The sequence below is a fragment of the Novosphingobium sp. BL-S-21 genome, from assembly GCF_055521655.1.
This window is the reverse complement of record NZ_CM145496.1, coordinates 1,988,895-2,011,678: the sequence shown is the minus strand read 5'-3', so window position 1 is coordinate 2,011,678 and position 22,784 is coordinate 1,988,895. Positions and strand designations below refer to the sequence as shown.

General features: G+C 67.2%; 20 protein-coding genes. 17 read left to right on the top strand and 3 right to left on the bottom strand.

From position 1 onward, the window contains the following. Nucleotides 1-2: 2 nt before the first annotated feature. Nucleotides 3-1,160, bottom strand: coding sequence for a M23 family metallopeptidase (locus ACZ1J6_RS17950; RefSeq protein WP_465127664.1), 1,158 nt, complete (start codon nucleotides 1,158-1,160; stop codon nucleotides 3-5). Nucleotides 1,161-1,465: 305 nt separating this feature from the next. Here ACZ1J6_RS17950 and ACZ1J6_RS17945 point away from each other — a divergent pair, with 305 nt between their 5' ends. The 9 genes from ACZ1J6_RS17945 to ACZ1J6_RS17905 all read left to right on the top strand — a co-directional run bounded on the left by ACZ1J6_RS17945 (nucleotide 1,466) and on the right by ACZ1J6_RS17905 (nucleotide 9,400). Further along, a complete protein-coding gene (locus ACZ1J6_RS17945) occupies nucleotides 1,466-2,764 on the top strand; it encodes a glutamate-5-semialdehyde dehydrogenase (RefSeq protein WP_465128264.1) in 1,299 nt (432 codons plus the stop codon). Between the two features lie 27 nt (nucleotides 2,765-2,791). Beyond that, nucleotides 2,792-3,502 (top strand): nicotinate-nucleotide adenylyltransferase, encoded by a 711-nt coding sequence (locus ACZ1J6_RS17940; RefSeq protein WP_465127663.1) that lies wholly within the window; start codon nucleotides 2,792-2,794, stop codon nucleotides 3,500-3,502. A gap of 164 nt (nucleotides 3,503-3,666) precedes the next feature. After that, on the top strand, nucleotides 3,667-4,014 hold the full coding sequence (gene rsfS / locus ACZ1J6_RS17935) for a ribosome silencing factor (protein WP_132264347.1): 348 nt from the start codon (nucleotides 3,667-3,669) through the stop codon (nucleotides 4,012-4,014). Nucleotides 4,015-4,195: 181 nt separating this feature from the next. Then, nucleotides 4,196-4,621, top strand: coding sequence for a 23S rRNA (pseudouridine(1915)-N(3))-methyltransferase RlmH (locus tag ACZ1J6_RS17930; protein WP_132264349.1), 426 nt, complete (start codon nucleotides 4,196-4,198; stop codon nucleotides 4,619-4,621). A gap of 112 nt (nucleotides 4,622-4,733) precedes the next feature. After that, nucleotides 4,734-5,981: a murein hydrolase activator EnvC family protein gene (locus ACZ1J6_RS17925; RefSeq protein ID WP_465127662.1), complete on the top strand. Its 1,248-nt coding sequence runs from the start codon at nucleotides 4,734-4,736 to the stop codon at nucleotides 5,979-5,981. Between the two features lie 175 nt (nucleotides 5,982-6,156). Beyond that, complete coding sequence (locus ACZ1J6_RS17920) at nucleotides 6,157-7,551, top strand: S41 family peptidase (protein WP_465127661.1); 1,395 nt, start codon at nucleotides 6,157-6,159, stop codon at nucleotides 7,549-7,551. A gap of 10 nt (nucleotides 7,552-7,561) precedes the next feature. After that, nucleotides 7,562-8,050 carry a disulfide bond formation protein B gene (locus ACZ1J6_RS17915; RefSeq protein WP_132264355.1) on the top strand — a complete coding sequence of 163 codons (489 nt, stop codon included), beginning with the start codon at nucleotides 7,562-7,564 and terminating at the stop codon, nucleotides 8,048-8,050. After that, nucleotides 8,047-8,562: a demethoxyubiquinone hydroxylase family protein gene (locus tag ACZ1J6_RS17910; RefSeq protein ID WP_132264356.1), complete on the top strand. Its 516-nt coding sequence runs from the start codon at nucleotides 8,047-8,049 to the stop codon at nucleotides 8,560-8,562. Before ACZ1J6_RS17915 ends, ACZ1J6_RS17910 begins: the two co-directional genes overlap by 4 nt. 220 nt (nucleotides 8,563-8,782) lie before the next feature. Next, on the top strand, nucleotides 8,783-9,400 hold the full coding sequence (locus ACZ1J6_RS17905) for a hypothetical protein (RefSeq protein ID WP_132264358.1): 618 nt from the start codon (nucleotides 8,783-8,785) through the stop codon (nucleotides 9,398-9,400). Between the two features lie 86 nt (nucleotides 9,401-9,486). Here the strand turns inward: ACZ1J6_RS17905 and ACZ1J6_RS17900 are convergent, their stop codons facing one another. Further along, a complete protein-coding gene (locus ACZ1J6_RS17900) occupies nucleotides 9,487-10,317 on the bottom strand; it encodes an oxidoreductase (RefSeq protein ID WP_134094803.1) in 831 nt (276 codons plus the stop codon). A gap of 238 nt (nucleotides 10,318-10,555) precedes the next feature. Between ACZ1J6_RS17900 and ACZ1J6_RS17895 the strand changes: the two genes are divergently transcribed. The 7 genes from ACZ1J6_RS17895 to ACZ1J6_RS17865 all read left to right on the top strand — a co-directional run bounded on the left by ACZ1J6_RS17895 (nucleotide 10,556) and on the right by ACZ1J6_RS17865 (nucleotide 20,429). Next, a complete protein-coding gene (locus ACZ1J6_RS17895; protein WP_465127660.1) occupies nucleotides 10,556-11,512 on the top strand; it encodes a ribokinase in 957 nt (318 codons plus the stop codon). Between the two features lie 71 nt (nucleotides 11,513-11,583). Continuing rightward, nucleotides 11,584-12,708 (top strand): LLM class flavin-dependent oxidoreductase, encoded by a 1,125-nt coding sequence (locus ACZ1J6_RS17890; RefSeq protein ID WP_314467748.1) that lies wholly within the window; start codon nucleotides 11,584-11,586, stop codon nucleotides 12,706-12,708. 4 nt (nucleotides 12,709-12,712) lie between these two features. After that, nucleotides 12,713-13,381: a cysteine hydrolase family protein gene (locus ACZ1J6_RS17885; RefSeq protein ID WP_465127659.1), complete on the top strand. Its 669-nt coding sequence runs from the start codon at nucleotides 12,713-12,715 to the stop codon at nucleotides 13,379-13,381. Nucleotides 13,382-13,431: 50 nt separating this feature from the next. Continuing rightward, nucleotides 13,432-14,682 (top strand): MFS transporter, encoded by a 1,251-nt coding sequence (locus ACZ1J6_RS17880; protein ID WP_465127658.1) that lies wholly within the window; start codon nucleotides 13,432-13,434, stop codon nucleotides 14,680-14,682. Between the two features lie 29 nt (nucleotides 14,683-14,711). Next, complete coding sequence (locus tag ACZ1J6_RS17875; protein ID WP_465128263.1) at nucleotides 14,712-16,109, top strand: zinc-binding metallopeptidase family protein; 1,398 nt, start codon at nucleotides 14,712-14,714, stop codon at nucleotides 16,107-16,109. Nucleotides 16,110-16,233: 124 nt separating this feature from the next. After that, nucleotides 16,234-18,579 (top strand): acetamidase/formamidase family protein, encoded by a 2,346-nt coding sequence (locus tag ACZ1J6_RS17870; RefSeq protein WP_465127657.1) that lies wholly within the window; start codon nucleotides 16,234-16,236, stop codon nucleotides 18,577-18,579. A 302-nt stretch (nucleotides 18,580-18,881) separates the two neighbouring features. Continuing rightward, a complete protein-coding gene (locus tag ACZ1J6_RS17865; RefSeq protein ID WP_314467740.1) occupies nucleotides 18,882-20,429 on the top strand; it encodes a DEAD/DEAH box helicase in 1,548 nt (515 codons plus the stop codon). 101 nt (nucleotides 20,430-20,530) lie between these two features. Here the strand turns inward: ACZ1J6_RS17865 and ACZ1J6_RS17860 are convergent, their stop codons facing one another. Further along, nucleotides 20,531-21,865 (bottom strand): hemolysin family protein, encoded by a 1,335-nt coding sequence (locus ACZ1J6_RS17860; RefSeq protein WP_134094799.1) that lies wholly within the window; start codon nucleotides 21,863-21,865, stop codon nucleotides 20,531-20,533. Between the two features lie 221 nt (nucleotides 21,866-22,086). Between ACZ1J6_RS17860 and ACZ1J6_RS17855 the strand changes: the two genes are divergently transcribed. Further along, on the top strand, nucleotides 22,087-22,761 hold the full coding sequence (locus ACZ1J6_RS17855; protein WP_132264374.1) for a YiaD family glycine zipper/OmpA-like lipoprotein: 675 nt from the start codon (nucleotides 22,087-22,089) through the stop codon (nucleotides 22,759-22,761). Nucleotides 22,762-22,784: the final 23 nt, after the last annotated feature.

The window sequence follows — 22,784 nt, the reverse complement described above, 5'->3', positions numbered from 1 at the left end:
TGTTATCGGGCTTCTTGCTGAACATTGCGGGCGGCCTCCAGGAAGGGGCGCGGATTCATCGGGCGATTGTTGACGCGCACTTCGAAGTGGAGGTGCGAGCCGGTGGAGCGGCCAGTGCTGCCCATCGCGGCGATGCGGGTTCCGCCGTCCACTTCCTGCCCGACGCGAACGCCGAAAGCGGAAAGGTGGCCGTAGCGGGTCATCAGGCCATTGCCATGGCTGATCTCGATGCAGTTTCCGTAGCCCTGGCGCTGCCCGACGAAGGACACCTTGCCCTTGGCGGCGGCGTAGATCGGCGAACCCATCGGGCCGGGGAAATCGAGCCCGGCATGGAACGCGGCGCCGCCGGTGAAGGGGTCGGACCGGTAGCCGTAGCTGGAGGAGACATAGGCGACATGGGCCGGCTGCACCTGCGGGATCGAGGCGAGGCCGTTCTCCAGCGCGTCCATGCGCGCAAGGCTGAGGCCCAGGCGCTGGAAGCGGGGGTCCAGAGATCCGTCGGCCGCGGTGGCGAGGCTTTCCAGCGGACCACCTTCCGCCACCTTGGAGCGGGCGCGGGCCATGATCGGGGCAGGGTTCAGGCCGAGCTTGCGGATCGTGTCGGAAGCAAGGGCGGCGCGGTGGTCGGCATAGCGGGTCAGCCGTTCCACGAGCGCGATCTGCCCGGCTTCGAGCTGGGCCAGCTTGCCGGCCTCGGGCAGGACGGCGCTGATCTTGCGGGCGGGCTCGCCGGCCTTTGCCGGGGCAGCCTGCGCCGGATCGGCCTTCGCTGCGTCCTCGGCGGGGGCTTCCTCGGGAAGCTCGCCGATGTGCGCGTCGATCATTTTCTCGATGAACTGCTGGCGGCGGGCGAGGTCGGCCACCGTGCCGTCCAGATTGTCGCGATACTTTTCGACATTGCTGGCCGCGGCGGCGACACGCGCCTCACGCGTGGCCAGGGCGGCGGATTCGCTGGTTGCCGAAAACTGCGAGAAGGCCAGGGCGCCCATCGAGACGCACCAGGCGCCGAGCAGCGAGACGGCCACGCCGGCGGCGGCCTTCTGCATTCCCGACGAGATACGGATGAAGCGGACCTGCCCCTGCGATCGCACGATCAGTTCGCGATCCGGGAACGCCGCCTTGAGACGCCGCTTGAGCGTCCCGGCAGATGTTGATTTCAAAACGACCCCGCGTAGTTTCTCGGCGTGAATTTTTGGCTTGAACCCGGGCCGGCGAGCTAGCAGGGGGCGGGCGGCAAGGCGAATCGACTTGCCGTGAGTCCTTGCGGAATCCCGCTGAGTCGAACTGTGCTTGCGATAAACGGAGGAACCCGTTTCGATTGCGGGCTGGGCCGTTCATCTCCCGTTTCGGGTGATTCGTCGAAAAACTTCGGTTTTTCAATCGCATTGTCGGGATCGCGCAGGATCGGCTCTCGGACCATGTCCGGTCGGTGACAGCCCCTTCCAACGGTGCTAGGCCGCTGGCCATGAACCTGCAGACCACTCCCGTCGCCGAGAAACAGGCTCCTGTCGATGAGACGCCTGAGGCGCTTGTAGCCCGCCTGGCCACCGAGGGCCGCGCCGCGCAGCGCCTGCTGGCCCGGCTCACCGATGCGCAGAAGGCCGATGCCCTGCGCGCCGCCGCCGATGCGCTGCGGGCCGCGGAGCCAGCCATCCTGGAGGCCAATGCGCGGGACGTGGCCGCGGGAGAGGCCAAGGGGCTGACGGGCGCCATGCTCGATCGCCTGCGCCTCGATGCCGGTCGCCTTGCCGCCATGGCCGATGCGGTCGAGCAAGTGGCCGGCCTGCCCGATCCGGTGGGCGAGATCATCTCCGAAAGCGCGCGCCCCAATGGCCTCAAGCTGTCGCGCGTGCGCATTCCGATCGGGCTGATCGGTATCATCTACGAAAGCCGCCCCAATGTCACCGCCGATGCGGCGGCGCTCTGCCTGCGCTCGGGCAATGCCGTGCTGCTGCGCGGCGGCAGCGAGGCCTTGCATTCCAACCGCGCGATTCTGGCAGCGATGGTCTCGGGCCTGGAGCAGGCGGGCGTTCCCGCCGCGGCAGTCCAGCTCGTACCGACGCAGGACCGCGCCGTGGTGGGCGCCATGCTGACCGCGGCAGGCCTGATCGACATGATCGTGCCCCGCGGCGGCAAGAGCCTGGTGGCGCGGGTCCAGGCCGATGCCCGCGTGCCGGTGCTCGCCCACCTGGACGGTATCTGCCACACTTATGTCCACGCCTCCGCCGACCCGGAAATGGCGCGCGGCATTGCCGTCAACGCCAAGCTGCGCCGCACCGGCATCTGCGGTTCGATGGAGACGCTGCTGCTCGATACGCAGTTCCCCGGTTCTGCCGAAGTGGTGCGCGCGCTGGCGGATGCGGGCTGCGAACTGCGCGGCGATGCCCGCGCACAGGCGCTGGACCTGCGGGTTCTGCCTGCCGGTGACGAGGACTGGGACACCGAATATCTCGATGCCGTGCTCTCGGTGGCGGTGGTGGACGGGCTGGACCCGGCGATGGACCATATCGCGGCGCATTCCTCGCACCACACCGATGCCATCGTCGCTGCCGATCCCGCTGCGGCCGAGCGCTTCCTGGCTGAAGTGGACAGCGCCATCGTGATGGTCAACGCCTCCAGCCAGTTCGCCGACGGCGGCGAATTCGGCCTTGGCGCCGAGATCGGCATCGCCACCGGCCGGCTCCATGCGCGCGGCCCGGTCGCTCTGGAGGGACTCACGACGTACAAGTGGCTGGTCCGCGGCACCGGGCAGGAACGGCCCTGACCGTCCCGCCCACCGCGATTCCCTTGCATGACTGACCGCAGGACCCGCCTCGGCCCGATCACCGGCCTGCTTGGCGGCAGTTTCAATCCGGCCCATGGCGGGCACCGGCGCATCAGCCTGTTCGCGGCAGAGGCACTGGGACTGGACGAGGTCTGGTGGCTGGTCTCGCCCGGCAATCCGCTGAAGCCCAGGGCCGGGATGGCGCCGCTGGCCGCGCGGGTGCTTTCGGCCCGCCGGCAGGCCCGCCGTGCGCCGATCCGGGTGACGGCGATCGAGCGTGAACTGGGTACGCGCTACACAGTCGATACGCTGAAAAAGCTGGTCCGGCGCTACCCGAAACGCCGCTTCGTCTGGCTCATGGGAGCGGACAATCTGGCCCAGTTCCATCAGTGGAAAGACTGGCGCGCCATCGCGAGACTCATGCCGATTGCGGTTATCGCGCGTCCGGGGTATGATGGGGATGCCTTCGCGAGCCCCGCGATGGTCTGGTTGGGGAGGTTCCGGAGGCCCCGTCCTAGTCTTCGTGGTCCGGAAAGGTGGAGCGCACCCGCGCTGGTGACATTGCGATTCGACCCCGATACGCGGTCGGCCACGGCTCTACGCCGGGCTGATCCGGAGTGGGCCCGGAAGCTGATGAACAGGCTTCCGCAGGCAGGCTCCGATACCGTGGAACATTGGGGCATCGATTCGCTCAGAGACGATGTCACCCACCGCCCGATACCCGGAGATGCAGCGTGAGCAGGCTTGATGCCTCTCGTTCGCATGCCGGAAATCCAATGATCAGATCGAGTGCGGCAGGGCATTTCATGCCCGGCCCGGTCGGTCGCTGAAAGGAGCAGACCCTACTTAAGATGCCACAGGCACAGATACAGCCGGCTTCAACCGGCGCAACGCCCCCGGCCATGGTCGAGTCAGACGACCCGCAATTGGCCCTCGTCCTGCAGTCCCTGGATGACGACCAGGCGCAGGACATCGTGACCATCGACCTCGCCGGCAAGTCGACGATCGCCGAATTCATGGTGATCGCTTCGGGCCGTTCGACCCGCCAGGTGGCGGCCATGGCCCAGAAACTCGGCGAACGCCTCAAGCAGGGTGGCTTCGGTCATTCCCGCATCGAGGGTCTGCCGGCAGCCGACTGGGTTCTGGTCGACGCAGGTGGCGTGATCGTTCACCTCTTCCGTCCGGAAGTGCGCAGCTTCTACAACCTTGAACGGATGTGGGGCTTCGACGGACCGTCGGGCGCGGCCTGAGCCGAATGCGGCTTGAGCCTTCATGGGCTCAGGCGGTAACGGCCCCGGGTCCCGATCGGAACGGACTGGGATCACCCGGCCGCCAAGTGCGGCCGGGATCCGGCTGAACCTCGCGGCGCGCCGCCCAGGCTGCGCCCGTGGTTGCCGCATTTCGCGTTTTTGCGCCTGAGATTGGGCACCCATGCTTCTGCATATCATCGCCCGCGGCAAGATCGCGCGTTCGCCGGAGGCGGAACTGCTCGATCGCTATGCCAAGCGGCTCACCTGGCCCTTCCGCCATAGCGAATTGCCGGACGTGGGCGGTAAAGTGCCGCCGCCGGTGCAGACCCCCTTCCGCGAAGTCCTGCTGGACGAGCGCGGCAAAGTCATGAGTTCGGAGGAATTCGCCGCGCTGCTCGGGCGCTGGCGGGATGAAGGCGTGCGCGAATGCCGCTTTCTGATCGGCGCGGCCGACGGTCACGGTGACGAGGCCCGCGCCCAGGCCGATCACCTGCTGTGCTTCGGCAAGATGACCTGGCCTCATCTGATGGCCCGCGCGATGCTGGCCGAACAGCTCTGGCGCGCGACCGCGATTCTGGCGGGGCATCCGTACCACCGTTCGGGCTGAGCGAGAGGCACGGCGGCGGCCATCGGTTTCGGTCGTCGCAGGCCGAATATCTCCCAGGAAAGCGCAAGGTTTCCTCTTTCCGCGGGACTCGCGCTGCCCTAATCATCCCCGCGTGAAGCCGGGACTGCGCACTTTCATCGTCACTGCCTCCGCTGCCCTGGCAGTCGGAACGGCCGTGCTTGCCGGACAGGGGCTGACCCAGTCCGGGGCGCTGGCCGTGCTCGACCCGGCGGTGGATGCGACCCAGGCACAGCGCGAGATGCTCGTCGCCCGAAAGGAGGGCGATGCGGCGCGCCGCCGCGCGGAAAAGCTGGAAGCCCGGGCCCGGGATGTCACTGAGCAGGCCGAACGGACCGCCCGGGAAACCGCCGCTGTCGCCGCGCGCATCCAGGAAACCGAAGCGGGAATCGCTGCGCAGCGCGCCCAGGTCCGGCTCATCGCCATCGAGCGCATCGGCTTGCGCGAGCGTCTGGCGGAAAAGCAGGCCCCGCTGGCGCGGCTGACGGGTTCGCTCCAGCGCCTGTCGCGCCGTCCGCCGCTCCTGGCCGTGCTGCGGCCGGGTTCGGTGCGCGACGCGGTCTATCTGCGCGCCTTGCTCGATACCATGCTGCCGGAAGTCGAGCGTCGCACCCGCGGGCTGCGCAGCGAGATCGAACGGGGCCGCGCGCTGGAGCAGCAGGCGCGGGCGGCCGGACGGCAGCTTGCGGAAATGGAGGGCGAGATGCGCCAGCGGCGCAAGGCCCTGGCCATTCTGGAATCCCGCCAGCGCCTTGCCGGGCGCGAGGCCAGCGGCATTGCCGCGCGCGAGGGCGAACGAGCGCTCGCCCTGGCGGAGAAGGCGCGCGATCTCGGCGACCTGGTGGACCGGATGGGCGAGCAGGGCGCGCTGCGCGAACAGCTTGCGGCGCTGCCCGGCCCGACGATGCGCCCCTTGCGACCGGAAGAAACGCGGGTGATCGAGGCTTCGCAATTCGTGCCCGTTCCCGAAGGGCTGGCCAGCTACATGCTGCCGGTGACGGGGCGGCTGGTGACAGGTTTCGGGGAAGTCCTGCCGGGACAGGCGCCCTCGCGCGGACTTTCGCTGGCGACACGGGCCAGCGCCCAGGTGGTGGCGCCGGCCGCCGGGCGCATCGCATTTGCCGGTCCCTATCGCGGCTATGGGCAGATCGTCATCATCGAGCATCGCGGCGGATGGACCTCGCTGATCACGGGGCTGACGCGGCTCGACGCGGACGTGGGCCGCCAGGTGGTGGCAGGGGCGCCCATCGGCACGACGGGGCCGCGTGATCCGCGCGTCATGGTCGAACTGCGGCGGCAGGGCGAAGCGGTGAATCCTCTACAATACATCCGTTCGCTATGAACGTTCCTTCGCGGCGCGCGGCAGCCTCTCCATTCCTGCCGCGTTCATTCTCGATCCTCTAGCCTCGCGACAGGTTTGCGCGTTCTTGGCAATTGTGCGCGCGGTCCTGTAGGATTACAGTCAGGAATTCCCCGGCCCCCGGCCGGCGTGACCCACGAAAAGGCCCCTAAGCCCGATGAAATTCGCACCCCTGATGCGCGCTGCCCTGCTGGTGTCGGCCGTTGCCGTCCTTCCTGCGGCGACGTCCGGTCTTGCCGCGGTGGACAGCCGCGTGAATCCAGAATTCAGCAAGCTTTTCACGATCTACGAACTGGTCAAGGCGAACTACGTAGATCAGGTTGACGACGACAAGCTCATCAAGGGCGCGATCGACGGCATGCTGGCCAGTCTCGACCCGCACTCCAACTACCTCGACGGCCCCTCGCTGCAGCGGCTGGAGACGATGATCGACGGCAATTATACCGGACTCGGCCTTTCCGTGGTCGAGGACGACGGCGCCGTGAAGATCGTCTCGCCGTTCAAGGGCAGCCCCGCGGAAAAGGCCGGGCTCAAGGCGGGCGATTACATCACTCATCTCGACGGCGTGCTCTATTACGAGCGCGACCTGGACGAGGCAGTGTCGAAGATGCGCGGCCAGGCCGGCACCTCGATCCGCCTGACGATCTACCGTCCCGGCCGCGACAAGCCTTTCGACGTCACCGTGACGCGCGGCGTGATCGAACTGGAACCGGTGACCTGGGAACTGAAGGACGACGTGGGCGTGATCTCGGTGAACGAGTTCTCGCGCGATGTCGGCAACTTCGTGAACAAGGGCATTGCCGATCTCAAGAAGCAGGCCGCGACCAAGGGCACCAAGCTCGATGGCCTGGTGCTCGACTTGCGCTCCAACCCCGGCGGTTCGCTGGACGAGGCCGTGGCGCTGTCCGACCTGTTCCTCGACAAGGGCGTGATCGTGTCGCAGCGCGGCCGCATCGCCAGCGAGAATCAGTATTACCGCGCGGAAACGATGTTCAAGGGCGATGCCGTGAAGGGCATGCCGATCGTGGTGCTGGTCGACGCGGGTTCGGCTTCGGCTTCCGAGATCGTCGCCGGCGCGCTCCAGGACCAGCATCGTGCCGTCGTCATGGGCGAGCGTACGTTCGGCAAGGGCTCTGTCCAGTCGTTCATCCAGCTGGACAAGAATAGCGCCGTGAAGCTGACCACCGCGCGCTACTTCACCCCTTCGGGCCATTCGGTTCAGGAGGGCGGCATCCTGCCCGACATCAAGGTTCCCCAGCTGTCCGACCCGGATGCGCGTTTGCGGGCCGAACGGGCGGTGCGCGAATCCGACCTTCGCGGCCACCTCATCAACGAGGCCTCGCTGGACGACAAGGAACTGGAGACCGACAAGGCGGACGATCCGCGCTTCAAGGCCTCTGCCGATGAGCTGAAGAAGCAGGGCATCGACGACTTCCAGTTGACTTACGCCATCGACACGCTGCGCCGCACCGCGGGCAAGCCGGCGCTCGCCCGCTATACCGCGCCGCCCGCCACGGTTCCGCCCGTGCCCAAGACCGCGCAGAAGGACTGAGGCCGTCGTCATGACCGTTGCCGTTGCCGCTCCCCTGCGCGCCGCCCGCGCGCTTGCGCTGGCCGTACCCGTGGTCCTGCTGGGCGGGGCCTATGTCAGCCAGTATGTCTTCGGACTTCATCCTTGCGAGATGTGCTGGTGGCAGCGCTATCCGCACATGTTCGCCATCGTCTTCGCGGCGCTGGCGTTCTTCTGGCGTCCGGTCCGTCCGCTGGTGGCGGTGGCCGCGGTGGGCATCCTGACTTCGGGCCTGATCGGCGGCTACCATGCCGGCGTGGAATATGGCTGGTGGCAGGGCATGACCGCCTGCACTTCCACGCCTTTCGCGGCCGGGGTGGACCCGATGGATGCGATCCTCAATGCGCCGGTGATCCGCTGCGACGTCGCGCCCTGGACCCTGGGCGGCATTTCGCTGGCGGGCTTCAACTTCCTCATTTCCACCCTGGGTGCGCTGGCCGTGTTCGGCCTCGTCGCCCGCAGCCGCAAGGTTCCGTCATGACGTCATCGAAGGCCGCGCGGATGATTCGGGTCGATCAGGCCGGTGAATTCGGCGCGACGCGCATTTACGCGGGCCAGTTGGCGGTGATGGGCGCGCGCGCGCCGCACTCCACCGAGATCGCCGGCATGGCCGAGCAGGAGGCCGAGCATCAGGCGCGGTTCGACGCGATGATCGCCGAGCGGGGCGTGCGGCCTACCTTGCTTCAGCCCGTCTGGTCGGCGGCCGGTTATGCGCTGGGCGCCGCGACGGCGCTGATCGGGCCGGAAGCGGCCATGGCCTGCACCGCCGCGATCGAAACCGAGATCGACCGCCACTACAGCGAGCAGATCGAAGACCTGGGCGACGAGGATCCCGAACTGGGCGACGTGATCCGCAAGTTCCGGGACGAGGAACGCGAACACCGCGATGCCGCGCTGGCGGCAGGCGCGGAAAAGGCACCGGCCTATCCCCTGCTGTTCAACGCGATCCGTCTTGGTTGCCGGGTGGCGATCAAGCTCTCGGAAAGAATCTGAAATCCGCACGTTATACTGTCGACCAAGAAGGGCGGCATGTTACCTTAGAGCGTTCTCCAATCAGGTGGAATCACCCGATGACTCGGAAAACGCGACAAACCAGGAGCCTGGTGCAGTGGATCCGATGCATTCGGATCGGAATTGCTCCAGGATACCGTTCAAGGCTGCCGCGGCCATCTTGTGGCACCGCGAAGCCATCGACCAAAGCTGGAGCAATTCCATGACGCGCCTCCTGACGACCGCCGCAGCCCTGGCCACTTTCGGCGCCGCCTGCGGGCTGACCATGGGCGCGATGCCCGCCTTGGCGCAGGCGCCCCAGGTTGCCACGGACGATCTGGGTTCGGGCGACGAAAAGGTGAACCAGCTCATCGTCTATGGCGAAGACCCTTGCCCCGCCTCCTCCGGCAACGAGATCACCGTCTGCGCGCGCAAGGCGGAGGCGGAGCGCTTCCGCATTCCCGAGCCGCTGCGCGGCATCGATCGGCCGCAGTCCGAAGCCTGGAGCAACAAAGTGCAGGCTTATGAGACGGTCGGTGCCTTCGGCAACATGAGCTGTTCGCCGGTCGGCGCGGGCGGCGCTTCGGGTTGCACCCAGAAGCTGATCAACCAGGCCTATTCCGAAAGGAAGAACGGCTCGGAAGTGCAGTTCAGCAAGCTGATCGAGGCCGAGCGCGAAAAGCGCCTTTCCACCATCGATGAAGATGCCGCCGCCCAGCAGAAGCGCGTCGAGGAAGCCGAAAAGGCCTATTTCGACCAGCAGCGCCGCCAGCAGGCCGACGCCGACGCCAAGGCAGATGCCACCGACGTAGCCCTGCCGCAGCCGAAATCCCGGAAGTGACGACAGGCCGGGGCGGGGCGAGGTAAGCTCCCCCGGACCCCGGACCTCTCATCCGGCATGAGCGGCTGACGATTGCCGCTCCTCCCTCAGGCCGGCTCGAACGCGGTGGAAAGCGAAAGCGTTTCCCAAGCGTCCATCTGCTGTCCCACGAATGCGATCTGGTCGCGGGCGTAGTGCAGCGCGTCTTCGCCCAGGAACAGGTGGAGCGGTGGCTCCTTTGCGTCGAGGGCGGCCAGGATAGCCTCGGCCCCGCGCGCAGGATCGCCCTTTTCGGCGCCGGCGCCCGCGGTGAGGCTGCGGCGCGCGAAATGAGCGCCGTCCTCGTAATCGGCGATGTCCTTCGCCGCGACCTTGAGGCCCGAGGCCGCGAATCCGGTGCGGAACCCTCCGGGCGCGACATTGGTCACGCGGATGCCAAAGGGGGCCACTTCCTGCGCCAGGGTCTGGCCCACGCATTCCAGCGCATATTTGCTGGCCCCGTAGACGCCGGTACCCGCCCAGGGCGCATGGCCGGACACCGAAGTGATGTTGACGACATGGCCCGCCCGCCGCGCCCGCATGGCGGGGAGCACTGCCTGGATCATGCGGATCGCGCCGAAGACATTGATTTCGAACAGATCGCGCGCCTCGTCGATGGAGACTTCCTCGATCGCCCCGACCAGGCCGTAGCCGGCGTTGTTGAGCAGGCGGTCGATACCGCCGGTAAGCGTCTCGGCCCGGGCGACGGCAGCGCGAACCGAAGCGTCGTCGGTCAGGTCCACCGAGAGGACATGGGCGCGGCCCGGTGCCAGCGCCTCGAACGCCGCATCTCCGGCGCTGCGCGTCGTGCCGACCACCGAGTCTCCACGCGCCAGCGCCGCCTTCGCCACGGCCCGCCCGAGGCCGCCGCCGATGCCCGTGATGAGCCATTTCGTCATCTTCGATGTCCTTCAGGATTGCGCCGATCATGCTTTGCGGCGAGGATTGCTGCAGGCCGGTGCGGCCTCGATCAAGCGCATTGTAGGATCCGGGCCAATCCGCGCTCTTTGCGCTGGCAACCGCAATTGTTGCAGCAGCGCGCACGGCGGCGGGTGGCGCTTGACCTGTCCGGAGGCGCCATGCAGCCCATGAAGAAAGCAAGGGCGCGGAACGGCTTGGCGCCCTGAGCAAGTTGGGGTGGCAGCTTTGGCAGTTCACATCTTCGGTTCGATCAATCTCGATATCATCACGTCGCTGAACCATCTTCCACGGCCCGGCGAGACGGTCATGGCCACGGCAACGGCACGGCTGCCCGGCGGGAAGGGCGCGAACCAGGCGGTGGCGGCGGCGCGGATGGGCGCACAGACCCGCATGGTGGGCGCCGTGGGGGAGGGCGATTCGGGAAGCTGGATGCTCTCGCGCCTCAAGGCGGACGGCATCGATGTCAGCGGCGTCGCCACGCTGCCCGGCGTCGATACGGGCACGGCCTATATCGCCGTGGACTCGCTGGGAGAGAACCAGATCATCGTCGTGCCCGGCGCTAACGCCCGCCTGCGCGATGCCCTGCCCGTGGCCGAAGGCGTGCTGCTGGCCCAGCTGGAAGTGCCGGTTTCGGCGCTGCTTCCGGTCTTTGCCCGTTCAAAGGCGCTCCGCATCCTGAATGCCGCCCCGGCCGTGATCGAGGGCAGGGCGCTGTTCGAGCATGTCGACATCCTGATCGTCAACCAGCACGAGATGGCGGCATTCCTCGGCCTGGATGCAGCGCCGGTCAACGACGACATGGTCGCCGTGGCCGAGACCGCGCGCGGCCTGCTCTGCCGCGAGGGGCAGACCGTCATCGTCACGCTCGGCGCCGGGGGCGCACTGGCCGTGCGCGCGGACGGGCAGCTCCACGTCCCCGCCCTACCGGTGATACCCGTAGACACCATCGGCGCGGGGGACTGCTTCTGCGGCGCCCTGGCGGCCTTGCTCGACGAGGGGCGCTGCCTGGAGGAAGCCCTGCCTTATGCCACCGTGGCCGCAGCGCTCTGCACCCTGGGCCAGGGCGCGGCACCGGCCATGCCGATGCGCGCGGCGGTGGAGGATCTGATCGGGCGGCCGGCAACAGAACATGCGCTGCCAATCAAGAAGCCTTCGGCGGCATCCCTAAGCTGACTTCGAGCGGTGCCGGACCAGATCCGGATCCGGGGGCCCGCCCCCAGACGACAGGCCAACAAGAGGACGCGATGAACCAGTTTCCCATGACGCCCTTCGGACTTCCTTCGGACAACGGCGGCAAGGACCTTGGCCTGTTCCTGCCGGTCGCCAACGGCGGCTGGATCCTGTCGAAGAACAAGCCCGAGCTTGACGGCTCCTATGCCTACAACCGCCAGTGCGCCGTGCTGGCCGAGGCGGCGGGCATGGACTTCATCATGTCGATGTCGAAGTTCCGCGGCTATGGCGGCGAGACGAAGCACTGGGATTCCTCGCTCGATCCGATCGTGCTCATGGCCGCGCTCAGCGAAGTGACGCGCAAGACCCGCATCGTCACCACGCTGCACACCCTGCTCCAGAATCCGGCCGTCGCCGCCAAGATGATGGCGACGCTCCAGCAGGTGAGCGGCGGCCGGGCGGGGCTGAATGTCGTGACCGGCTCCTACAAAGGTGAGTTCGCGCAGATGGGCGCCTGGCCTGAGGACGTGAATCACGACCAGCGCTACGATCTCGCCTACGAATGGGTCCGCGCGGTGAAGGCGCTGTGGAGCGAGGATTCTGTCACCATGAAGGGTGACTACTTCACTCTGGAAGATTGCGAATCCTGGCCCAAGCCGGAGCAGCGGCCATTCCTGGTCTGCGCCGGATCTTCCGAGATCGGCATGCGGCTCACCTCGGAAGAGATGGATGCGATCTTCCTGTCGGGCGGCACCGCGCCGGAACTGGCCAGGAACAGCGACCGCGCCAAGATCATCGCCGCCGAATATGGCCGCAACATCCGCACGTATTCGATGATGACCCTGGTGATCGACGACAGCGATGCGGCGGCCAAGGCCCGCGCCGAACACTATGCCGCCGGGCTGGACGAAGGCGCGCTGGCGGGCATGATGCGCGCTTACGGCTTCCTCGATGCCGAGATCGGCAAGGAGAACGACTTCACCCGCAAGGCGCGCAGCTCGTTCATGTCCGCCCAGATCGTCGGCAGCGCGAAAAGCGTGACCGAACAGCTCGGCGAACTGCTCGACGCCTCGGGCACGGACGGCCTCATGCTGATTTTCGACGATTACCTGAAGGGGCTGCCGGTGTTCGGCGCCGAGATCCTGCCGGCCCTGCGCGAACGCTTCCCCGGCAAGGTCGCCGCGCCGGTGGCGGGCTGAATCGATGGCCCCGATCCCGCACTCGTGCACCGAAGACCTGCCGCACGTCGATCCGGCCGCACTGGCGGCGATGATCGATCCTGCGAAGACGGCGCTGGTCGTCATCGACATCCAGGTCGATTTCGCGGCGCCGCACGGCCTGCTCGGCGGCTACGGCGTCGACCTCTCATCCGCCGATGCGGCGATCGACAATTGCGAGAAGCTGGTGGCGGCGGCACGCGGCGCCGGGGCCACGGTTGCGCTGATGCGCGTCGTCACCAGCGCCGAAACGGATTCGCGGGCGCTCAAGACGCTGATGGCACGGCGCGGCCAGCCGGGCGGAGAAGCGATCTGCCGCGCCGAGGACGGCGGCGCGGACTATTACCGCATCTTCCCCGAGCCCGGTGACATCGAGATCGCCAAGCTGCTCTACGACGGTTTCCACGGCACCGACTTCGATGCACAGCTGCGCGCGCGGGGCATCGAGACGCTGGTGATCTGCGGCCTCTCCACGGATTGCTGCGTGGACCAGACCGCGCGCTCGGCATTCCACCACGACTACGACGTGTTCCTCGTTTCCGATGCCAGCGCCGCCTACGAGCCGGGCCTTCACGAGAGTTCGCTCTCGGCGATGGAGAAGAACTGCGTCCTGCTGACCACCACCGGCGCGGTCGAGAACGCCTGGCGGACCTGAGTCGCTTCACCGAGCCCTGCCGCCCCCATCCCAATCAGGAGCTGCCGCCCATGACCGTGACCACTCCCTCCCGCGGATCGAAGGGCGGCGTGCTGTTCGCCTGCACGCTCGGCAATTCCGTGAGCGTGACTCCGGCCGTCCACGCGGTCTTCGGGCTGTTCCTGGTGCCCTTGTCGGAGACGTTCGGCTGGAGCCGGGCGAGTATCTCGGGCGTCCTCGGCATCCTCGCCCTGGTGGGCGCGGTGACGTATCCGTTGATCGGCCGTCATATCGACCGGGCCGGCGCGCGCACGACGCTGCTCGTCGGCACCTTCGGGCTGGCGCTTTCCATCGCGGCGCTGGCCCTGACCAACGGCAGCCTCTTCCAGTTCTACGCCACGTTCACCGTGCTCGCGGCCTTCGGGGCGATGGCGGGGACGCCGATCTTCCAGAAAGTGATCGCTGACTGGTTCGACGAGAATCGCGGCACCGCGCTCGGCATCAGTGCGGGCGGTGGCTGCGGGATCGGCTCGGTGGTGCTGCCGGTCATGGCGGCGGTGCTGGTGCAGACCTGGGGATGGCGTGCCGGCTACCTTGGCATCAGCGCCTTCATGCTGGTGGTGGCCCTGCCGTTGCTGTTCGTGCTGCTGCGCGATCGGGCCGCTTCGGGCGCGGCCGATACCATGCGCCCTCGCGAGGGGATGACTCTTGGCGAAGCGGCGCAGACGCCGATGTTCTGGCTGATCCTGCTGGCACTGGCGGCCGGGGCGGGCGGCACCACCGCGGTGTTCAGCCATGTCGTGCCGATCCTCTCCGATCGCGGCTTCTCGGTGGCGGCGGGCACGGCGGTGGTCAGCGTCTTCGCGCTCGTCACATCCGGCTGGCAGATCGCCACGGGACGGATCATGGACAAGATCCAGACCCCGCGCGTGGCCGTGCCGATGTATCTCATGGCCGTCGTAGGCCTGGTCCTGCTGGAAACCGCGCAAGGCATGCCGCTCCTGATCGCGGGCGGGGCGCTGCTCGGTATCGGCCTCGGCGGCCAGTTCGGCGCGCTGCCTTACTTCATCGCCCGCTATTTCGGCACCAGGCACTTCGGTTCGGTGATCGGCGCGATGTATTCGGCAGTCATCGCCGCGCAGGGGACGACGCCGATCCTGCTAGACCTGGTCTTCGACGCGCGCCATTCCTACCGCCCCGCGCTTGTCGGTGTCGGTGCCGCGCTGCTGGCAGGGGCGCTGCTGCTCATGCTGCTCCCCCGTTACGGCCGGGAGGCGGAAGGCGCGGATGCGGATGGGCCGCTTTTCGCCGCCGCGCACTGATCATACACGGAGCCCCGACTTTGGCCGACATGCCCGATCCCGTCCCGACTTTCGCCGATCCCGCCAAGGCGCCTTACGCCGTGAGCGAGGCGGAACGCGCCGCCATCGCCGCCGCCATCGACAGCGACGAGCTGGTCGAACTGGCGCTCACCCTTGGCAACATCCCCAGCCGATCGCGCGAGGAACTGGCGGCGGCCGAGTTCGTCCACGGCTGGATGGCGAAGGAGGGCTTCAACCCCCGCAAGGTCGGGGCCACGCCGGAACGTCCCAACGTGATCGGCGAGTACGGCGGATCGGCCAGGGGAGGGGGACGCGGGGCGAACCTGCTGTTCACCGCTCACCTCGACACCGAATCGCCCAGCGGCCTGCCTGAGCACGACAAGTTCCGCTACCGCGATTCCACCCTGGCCGATCCCGAATGGACGCAGTGCTGGCTGGACGAGGACGGCCGACTTCGCGGCTACCCGATCAGCAACGATCGCGGCCCGATGTCCTGCTTCCTGATCGCCGCCAAGGCGCTGAAGAAGGCGGGGATCGGCCTTTCCGGCAAGACCTGGCTCACCGCCTGCCCGGGAGAGATCGGCCCCGAGCCGATCGAGGAGTTTTCCGGCATCGGCTGGAACGGCAAGGACATCGGCGCGCATTACCTGTTCCACCACGGCGGCGTCGCGCCGGACTATGTCATTGCCGCGGAAGGCACGGACTTCGGGCTGACCTGGCAGGGCTGCGGCTATGCGCTCTACCGCGTGCGGATATTCGGGCAGGGCGTGTTCTCCCCGATCCTCGACGCTCCCGCCGACCCCCGCGCGCATCCCAACCCGATCTACCGCCTTGGCGCGGTGATCGAGGCGCTCCACGCCTGGGGCCTGAAGTTCGAGGCCGATTCCATCATGGAAACCGCCAGCGGCGCGATCCACCCCAAGGTCCAGATCGCCTCGGTTCGCGGCGGCATGCCGATAGACTTCGGCGCGGGCACGGAAGTCTGCGCGCTCTACATCGACGTCTCGCTCAACCCGCGCCAGAAGGCGGCCGATGCCTATCACGGCATCATGGAGGCCATGCGCGGCGTGGACGTGCAGGACTTCGACGTGGAGCCCATGGTCGTGCGCCACGGATTCGAGGCGCGGCCTTCCGAAGTGGCGCCGCTGGTCGGTGCGGTGGATGCCGCCACGCGGCTGGCGCGCGGCACGGCGCTGGAGCCGGCGCACCCGGTGTTCTCCAGCATGTGGCGCGACCACAACGTGTTCAACATGCACCGGGTGCCAGCCGTCACCACCGGCATGCCGCGCTGGCGGCCGACGCCGGCGGACATGGCCTCCAGCGCGCTTGTCTATGCCCTCACCATGCTGGCCGTCTGCGGCCGCGGCGAGGCGCCCGCTGCGGCGGGAGGCACCAGCGTGTACGGGAATGAGACTCCCTTCGAATAGCTCTTTCGCGCACTCTTGCCGAGGGGGGCGGCGGCCGATAGACCTTTGTCATAAAGGTCGCCAAAGCCCCCGAAATTGGTCGCCCGACAGGGAAGGGTGCCACCCGCTTCTAGGTGGTTTCCGCTTGCGTATAACGACGAATGTCTATCCCAAGGAGCAAAGGCGCGACGCCTGGCGTTTTGCGCTCAAGCGGCTTTCGCTGACGCTGGACGAGGCGGACGACGCCGCCCTCTACGGCGAACTGATCCAGTTCCGCGCCAGCACCGGCATCGATTTCATTCGCGTCACCGGCACGCCCCAGTCCTGGACCATCGACTTTCGCGATCGCCCTGCCACTTATTGGCTGGCCCTTGTTTTGGACGGCACCGCCACCGTGCGCGATTCCGAACAGGAACTGCGCCTTTCCGACGGCGAGATGATCTGCGGCCGGGGCGACAGCCCGGTGCACCTCTCGTTCTCGGGAGACAATCGCAGCCTGATCGTGCAGGTGCCGCACAGCGAACTCAGCGCCCGGCTCAAGACCCCGATCAGCGGCCCGCCGCGCAAGATCGCAACGGAAAGCGGCACGGCGCGGGTGTTCTCGGGCATGTTGCGCTCGCTGGCGGACACGATCTCGGACATCACCACCGACCAGGCCCGACCGATCGAGCTGGCCTTTCCCGAATTCCTCGTCACCAGCCTGCTCGACAACGCCCCCGCCAAGGCCATGGGCGGCGCCGCGGGCATGCGCGCTGCGCTGCTGGAGCGGATCTTCCAGACCATCGAGATTCGCCTCTCCGACCCCGAGCTGAGCTATCAGCAGGTTGCCGCCGAGCACGGGATTTCGCCGCGCTATCTCCAGAAGCTGTTCGAATCGATCAACGACAGCTTCGGGCACTATGTGAAAGTGCGCAGGCTCGAACGTTGCCGGCTCGACTTGCGCAGCCCGCTGCACGTCCAGAAGTCGATTTCGGACATCCTGTTCGAATGGGGTTTCAACGACAGCGCCTCGTTCTCCCGCGCTTTCCGCGAGCAGTACGGCATTTCGCCCCGCGAATACCGCAAGGCGCCGCCGCAGGAGCAGGAGGCGGTCGAGCTGCTGCGCCGCGGTCGCCCCGGCCGCAAGGAGCGGGCCGCGCGAGTCGAGACGATGGAGAGCGAGCCGGAACTGACGGGAGAGGGCGAGGAGGCCGCCGGGCTGGCGGAAGCGCCGATGGGGCCGGCGCTGCTGGGCGATACCGGCATTTCGCGCCACCATCACTTGCCTGCCACGCCCGAGACCATTCACTGGGGCTATCTCAGCAAGGACCTGAAACCCGCGCTGCACATCCGCTCGGGCGATTTCGTGACGATCGAGGCCCTGACTCACCATGCCAACGACGATCATGAGCGCATGGTGGAGGGGGATCCGGGGGTAGAGAGCGTCTACCGCTGGGACGAGACCGGCAAGGCCGTGGACCGGCGCGGGGCAGGGCCGATGGATGCCAGCGCGGTCGGCCGCGGTCCGGGCGAGGGCTTCGGCGTGCACATCTGCACCGGGCCGATCCACATCGAGGAAGCCATGCCCGGCGATCTCGTCGAAGTGCGGATACTGGACCTCAAGCCCCGCCCCAGCGGCAATCCGCGCTTTGCCGGCAAATGCTTCGGCTCCAACGCGGCCACTTATTGGGGCTTCCACTATAACGACCTGCTGACCGAGCCGAAGATGCGCGAGGTCGTGACGATCTACGAAGTGGAAGCCGCAGGAGGCCGCCTGCCGACCGCGCACGCGGTCTACTCCTATCGCTGGACGCCGCAGGTGGACCCCTCGGGCGTGACTCATGCGCGCTACGACTATCCTGGAGTCCCGGTCGATCCCGCCTCCATCGAGCGCAATTACGACGTTCTGCGCAATGTCGAGATTCCGATCCGCCCGCATTTCGGCGTGATCGCGGTGGCGCCTGCCTATAACGGCCTCGTCGATTCGGTGCCTCCGGCCAGTTTCGGCGGCAATCTCGACAATTGGCGGACCGGGCCGGGCGCGCGGGTGTTCCTGCCGGTGCAGGTGCCCGGTGCGCTGCTGTCCCTGGGCGATCCCCATGCGTCGCAGGGGGACAGCGAGCTGTGCGGCACGGCCATCGAATGTTCGATGACCGGGCTTGTCCAGGTGATCCACCACAAGGCGGCGGGGCTGATGGAGCAGCTCAGGGATGTCGACTATCCGCTGATCGAGACAGAGACCGAGTGGGTGGTGATGGGCTTCAGCCACCCGAACTACCTGAAGGAACTGGGCGACGATGCGCAGAGCGAAGTCTACAAGCAATCCTCGATCGACGCCGCCATGCGCGACGCCTTCCGCAAGGCCCGCCGTTTCCTGATGACGGCCAAGCAGCTGACCGAGGACGAGGCGATCTCGCTGTTGTCGGTCGGCGTCGACTTCGGGGTGTCGCAGATCGTCAATGGCAATTACGGCGTTCACGCGGTGATCCGCAAGGCGCTGTTCACCAGCTAAGGCCCCTGTACCGCGCTATCGGCGCGGGGCCGGGGCCGCGGTCGGGACCGGCGAAGAGGCAGTAAAGCAATTATCTTGCGTTTTCCCGAAACATGCACTAAATGCACCCCGACAACCGGCGCGTAGGGTTCTTCCCTGCCGCAATCCGTGAGCAGCGTGAGGTCCCGATGCGGACCGGCCCGGACGAGCGGTTGTCCCTTTGAACCAGCTTCCTTCTTCACGCAGGGTCGCCCGTAACGACACCTTGCTGTGTGCGCGGGCCAAGTACCTTCCGCGTGCCCCGCACCTTGTGAAAGTGACACATGTCCTATTTTTCCGAACTTGGTCTGGCCGAGCCGATCCTCCGTGCGCTCGCGGCCAAGGGCTACACCGATCCTTCGCCGATTCAGCGCCAGGCCATTCCCGCGCTTCTCGAAGGTCGTGACATCCTCGGCATCGCGCAGACCGGCACCGGCAAGACCGCCGCGTTCTCGCTGCCTTCGCTCCACCGCCTGGCGAACGACCCCAAGCCGCGCACCAATGCCGGCTGCCGCATGCTCGTGCTCTCGCCGACCCGCGAACTCGCGGCCCAGATCGCCGAGAACATGCGCGGCTATGCCAAGTTCCTGAACCTCTCGGTCCAGTGCATCTTCGGCGGCGTGCCTGCCGGCAAGCAGGCCCGTGCGCTCGAGCGCGGCACCGACATTCTCGTCGCCACCCCCGGCCGCCTGCTCGACCTGATCGACAGCCGCGCCTTGACGCTGCGCCATGTCGAGATCTTCGTGCTCGACGAAGCCGACCAGATGATGGACCTCGGCTTCATCGTTCCGCTGAAGCGGGTCGCGAACCTTCTGCCCAAGCAGCGCCAGAGCCTGTTCTTCTCGGCCACCATGCCGCAGGCGATCGCCGAACTGGGCAAGCAGTTCATCAACAACCCGGTGAAGGTCGAAGTCGCCCCGCAGTCGACCACGGCCGAGCGCGTCGAGCAGTATGCCACCTTTATCAACCAGGCCGAAAAGCAGGCGCTGCTGACCATCAGCCTGCGTGACGGCCTGGCCGAAGACGCAGCCGAGAAGGCCGAGCACGGCGCGATCGACCGCGCACTGGTCTTCACCCGCACCAAGCACGGCGCCGACCGCGTGGTCCGCCATCTCGTCGCGGCCGGCATTCCTGCCGCTGCGATCCATGGCAACAAGAGCCAGGCCCAGCGCACCGCCGCGCTCGGCGGCTTCCGCCAGGGTACCGTGCGCGTGCTCGTGGCCACTGACATCGCCGCCCGCGGCATCGACGTCAGCGGCGTGAGCCACGTCTACAACTTCGAAATCCCGAACGTTGCCGAACAGTACGTCCACCGCATCGGCCGCACCGCGCGCGCCGGCGCCGATGGCGTTGCGATCAGCTACGTCGCGCCGGACGAGAAGCCCTATATCCGCGACATCGAGAAGCTGACCCGCGTCAAGCTGGCCGCTCTCAGCCTGCCCGAGGACTTCCAGAAGCAGGCTGCGCGCCTTCCCGCGCCCTCGCGCCAGGCTCCGGCCGCACCGCAGGGCAACGGTCGTGGTCGTCCGGGCGAAGGCCGCCGCGACGGTGGCCGTGGTGGCAACCGCAGCCAGCAGCCGCGCGGTGACCGCCGCGACCGTCCGCATGGTGATCGTCCGCATGGTGACCGCCCCCAGGGCGACCGTCCCCAGGGCGAGCGTACCGAGCGCCGCGGTGACGAGCGTCGCCGCGACGATCGTCCGCGCAGCGATGCACCGCGTGGCGATCGCCGCGAGCATGGTGGCGAGGAAGGCGAGCGCAAGCGCAGCTTCCGTCCGCGTGGCGGCAAGACCGTCGGCACGCACAAGGGTGCCGTCCGCCGCGCCAGCTGATCCGCGAACGAAAAAGGCCGGCCCCCATGCGATGACATGGGGGCCGGCCTTTCAATTCATCGAAAAGGGGCCCCCTGCCTTTGGCACGGGGCCCCTTTTCCTTATGCCTCTCCGGCAACTCCATCGGCGCCGCCATCCTCGTCGATGCGGGAGACGAGTATCTTGTCGATCTTCAGGCCGTCCATGTCGACGACCTCGAAGCGCCAGCCGCGGTCGGCGAAGAACTCGCCCTCGCGCGGGACTTTCTTGAGCGCGGCCAGGATGTAGCCGGCGGCGGTCGCATATTCGCGGTCGTCGGGCAGGGTCATGGCCAGGCGATCGGCCAGGGCGTCGGCCGGCATCGCGCCGGAAACGAGCAACGAACCGTCCTCGCGCTCCACGACCATCGGCTCGTCGCCCTCGTCCTGGTGGCCCACGAATGTACCGGCAAGCGCGGCCAGCATGTCGGACGTGGTGACCAGGCCTTCGAGATGGCCGTATTCGTCATGGACCACCGCCATCGTCACTTCCGCCAACTGCAGCTTGCGCAAGGCGTCCATGGCGTCGAGCTGGTCCGGAATCACCTCGGCCTTTTTCATCATCGCGGCAATCGCGACCGGGCGCCCCTCGACGAGCGCGGCCAGGGCCTCGCGCACCTTGAGGATACCCACGATATTGTCGGGCGAGCCTTCCTCGGCCACCGGCAGCATCGAATGCGGCGAGGATTCGATCTTGGCGCGCAGCGCTTCCTCGCTGGCGTTGACGTCGATCCAGTCGATCTGGTTGCGCGGCGTCATCAGTTCGCGAACCGGCCGTTCGGCCAGGCGCATGACGCCGGTCATCATCGCGCGCTCTTCCTCCTCGATCACGCCCGAACGGGTCGCTTCGGCGAAGATCATCTGGAGTTCCTCGGCGGTGAGCTGTTCCTGGCCGCCGCCGCGGATGGAGAAGAGGCGCAGGATCAGGCCCGAGGACTTGTCCAGCAGCCACACGAAGGGTGCCATGATCCGGGCCAGCCAGGCCATGGGCCGGGCCATGACGATGGCGACCGGCTCGGCCATGCGCAGCGCCAGCTGCTTGGGCACCAGTTCGCCCACGACGAGGCTGGCGAACGTGGTGGCGATGATGACCAAGGTGAAGCCGGCTTCGCCCGCGAAGCGCGCCGGAACGCCCATCGCGGCAAGCCGTTCGCCCACCGGGCCGCCCAGGCTGGCACCCGAATAGGCGCCGGCGATGATGCCGATCAGGGTGATGCCGATCTGAACGGTGCTGAGGAACTTGCCGGGGTCCGCCGCCAGTTCGAGCGCGGTGCGCGCGGCGCCGCTGCCCTTGTCGGCGGAGACTTTCAGCCGCGCGGAGCGTGCGGACACGATGGCCAGCTCGGACATGGAAAACAGGCCGTTGAGCAGGATCAGGCCGGCGATGATGAGGAGGTCGGTCCAGGGAAATGGTGTCACAGTACCTCAGCGCTAGCAGAAATCGCCGCAAGTGCGAAGCGCGTGTTGCGCTTGGACATAATCGTCACGGGCGGGAAACACCGCTTGGACAGAAACGATGGAACCGACGCGGGCGGGAACCCAAGCGGACAGTGATCGTTTCGCCGGGATCAGCCATCTGTTATTCATGTGCACTATAACACAGACGTGCCTGGAAGTGTTTCTGAACAGGAGGGAAGACCATGAAGAAATCACGCCTGATGACCTCCGCCCTTGCCGCGCTTTCGCTTGTCGCGGTTTCGGCCTGCGTCACCGATCCGAACACGGGTGAGAAGAAGGTGTCGCGCACGGCCATCGGCGGCGCTGGCGGCGCCGGCCTCGGCTACCTCCTGGGCAGCGTGATCGGCGGCAAGACCGCCCGCATCGTCGGCGCCGGCATTGGCGGCGTGGCCGGCGGTGTCGTCGGCTACCAGATGGACAAGCAGATCAAGGAGCTGAAGGAAGACACCGCCGGTTCGGGCATCGACGTCACCCAGGAGGGAGACGGCATCCTGGTGAACCTGCCGGACGTGACTTTCGCGGTCAATTCCACCGAGATCAGCCCCTCGTTCCAGGCCGCGCTCGACAACGTGGCGCAGAGCATGACGAAGTATCCGGACAGCCTGATCGACGTTTACGGCCACACCGATTCGACCGGGTCCGACACCTACAACCTCGATTTGTCCAAGCGCCGCGCCGATTCGGTGGCACGCTACCTGATCATGCGCCGCGTGGCCTCGTCGCGCATCCAGACCCAGGGCATGGGCAAGAACTACCCCGTGGCGGACAACACCACCCCGGAAGGACGCGCCAAGAATCGCCGCGTCGAAATCAAGATCACGCCGGTCACGCAGGACGAAGCTGCCGCCGCGCACTGATAAGGGATTTCCGCGAAAGCGGG

Coding starts and splice junctions, on each gene's coding strand:
- ACZ1J6_RS17880 (WP_465127658.1), top strand. CDS start 13,432: ATGACCGTGACCACTCCCTCCCGCGGATCGAAGGGCGGCGTGCTGTTC.
- ACZ1J6_RS17930 (WP_132264349.1), top strand. CDS start 4,196: ATGCTTCTGCATATCATCGCCCGCGGCAAGATCGCGCGTTCGCCGGAG.
- ACZ1J6_RS17900 (WP_134094803.1), bottom strand. CDS start 10,317: ATGACGAAATGGCTCATCACGGGCATCGGCGGCGGCCTCGGGCGGGCC.
- ACZ1J6_RS17915 (WP_132264355.1), top strand. CDS start 7,562: ATGACCGTTGCCGTTGCCGCTCCCCTGCGCGCCGCCCGCGCGCTTGCG.
- ACZ1J6_RS17865 (WP_314467740.1), top strand. CDS start 18,882: ATGTCCTATTTTTCCGAACTTGGTCTGGCCGAGCCGATCCTCCGTGCG.
- ACZ1J6_RS17940 (WP_465127663.1), top strand. CDS start 2,792: ATGACTGACCGCAGGACCCGCCTCGGCCCGATCACCGGCCTGCTTGGC.
- ACZ1J6_RS17920 (WP_465127661.1), top strand. CDS start 6,157: ATGAAATTCGCACCCCTGATGCGCGCTGCCCTGCTGGTGTCGGCCGTT.
- ACZ1J6_RS17855 (WP_132264374.1), top strand. CDS start 22,087: ATGAAGAAATCACGCCTGATGACCTCCGCCCTTGCCGCGCTTTCGCTT.
- rsfS (WP_132264347.1), top strand. CDS start 3,667: ATGGTCGAGTCAGACGACCCGCAATTGGCCCTCGTCCTGCAGTCCCTG.
- ACZ1J6_RS17885 (WP_465127659.1), top strand. CDS start 12,713: ATGGCCCCGATCCCGCACTCGTGCACCGAAGACCTGCCGCACGTCGAT.
- ACZ1J6_RS17905 (WP_132264358.1), top strand. CDS start 8,783: ATGACGCGCCTCCTGACGACCGCCGCAGCCCTGGCCACTTTCGGCGCC.
- ACZ1J6_RS17945 (WP_465128264.1), top strand. CDS start 1,466: ATGAACCTGCAGACCACTCCCGTCGCCGAGAAACAGGCTCCTGTCGAT.
- ACZ1J6_RS17890 (WP_314467748.1), top strand. CDS start 11,584: ATGAACCAGTTTCCCATGACGCCCTTCGGACTTCCTTCGGACAACGGC.
- ACZ1J6_RS17875 (WP_465128263.1), top strand. CDS start 14,712: ATGCCCGATCCCGTCCCGACTTTCGCCGATCCCGCCAAGGCGCCTTAC.
- ACZ1J6_RS17910 (WP_132264356.1), top strand. CDS start 8,047: ATGACGTCATCGAAGGCCGCGCGGATGATTCGGGTCGATCAGGCCGGT.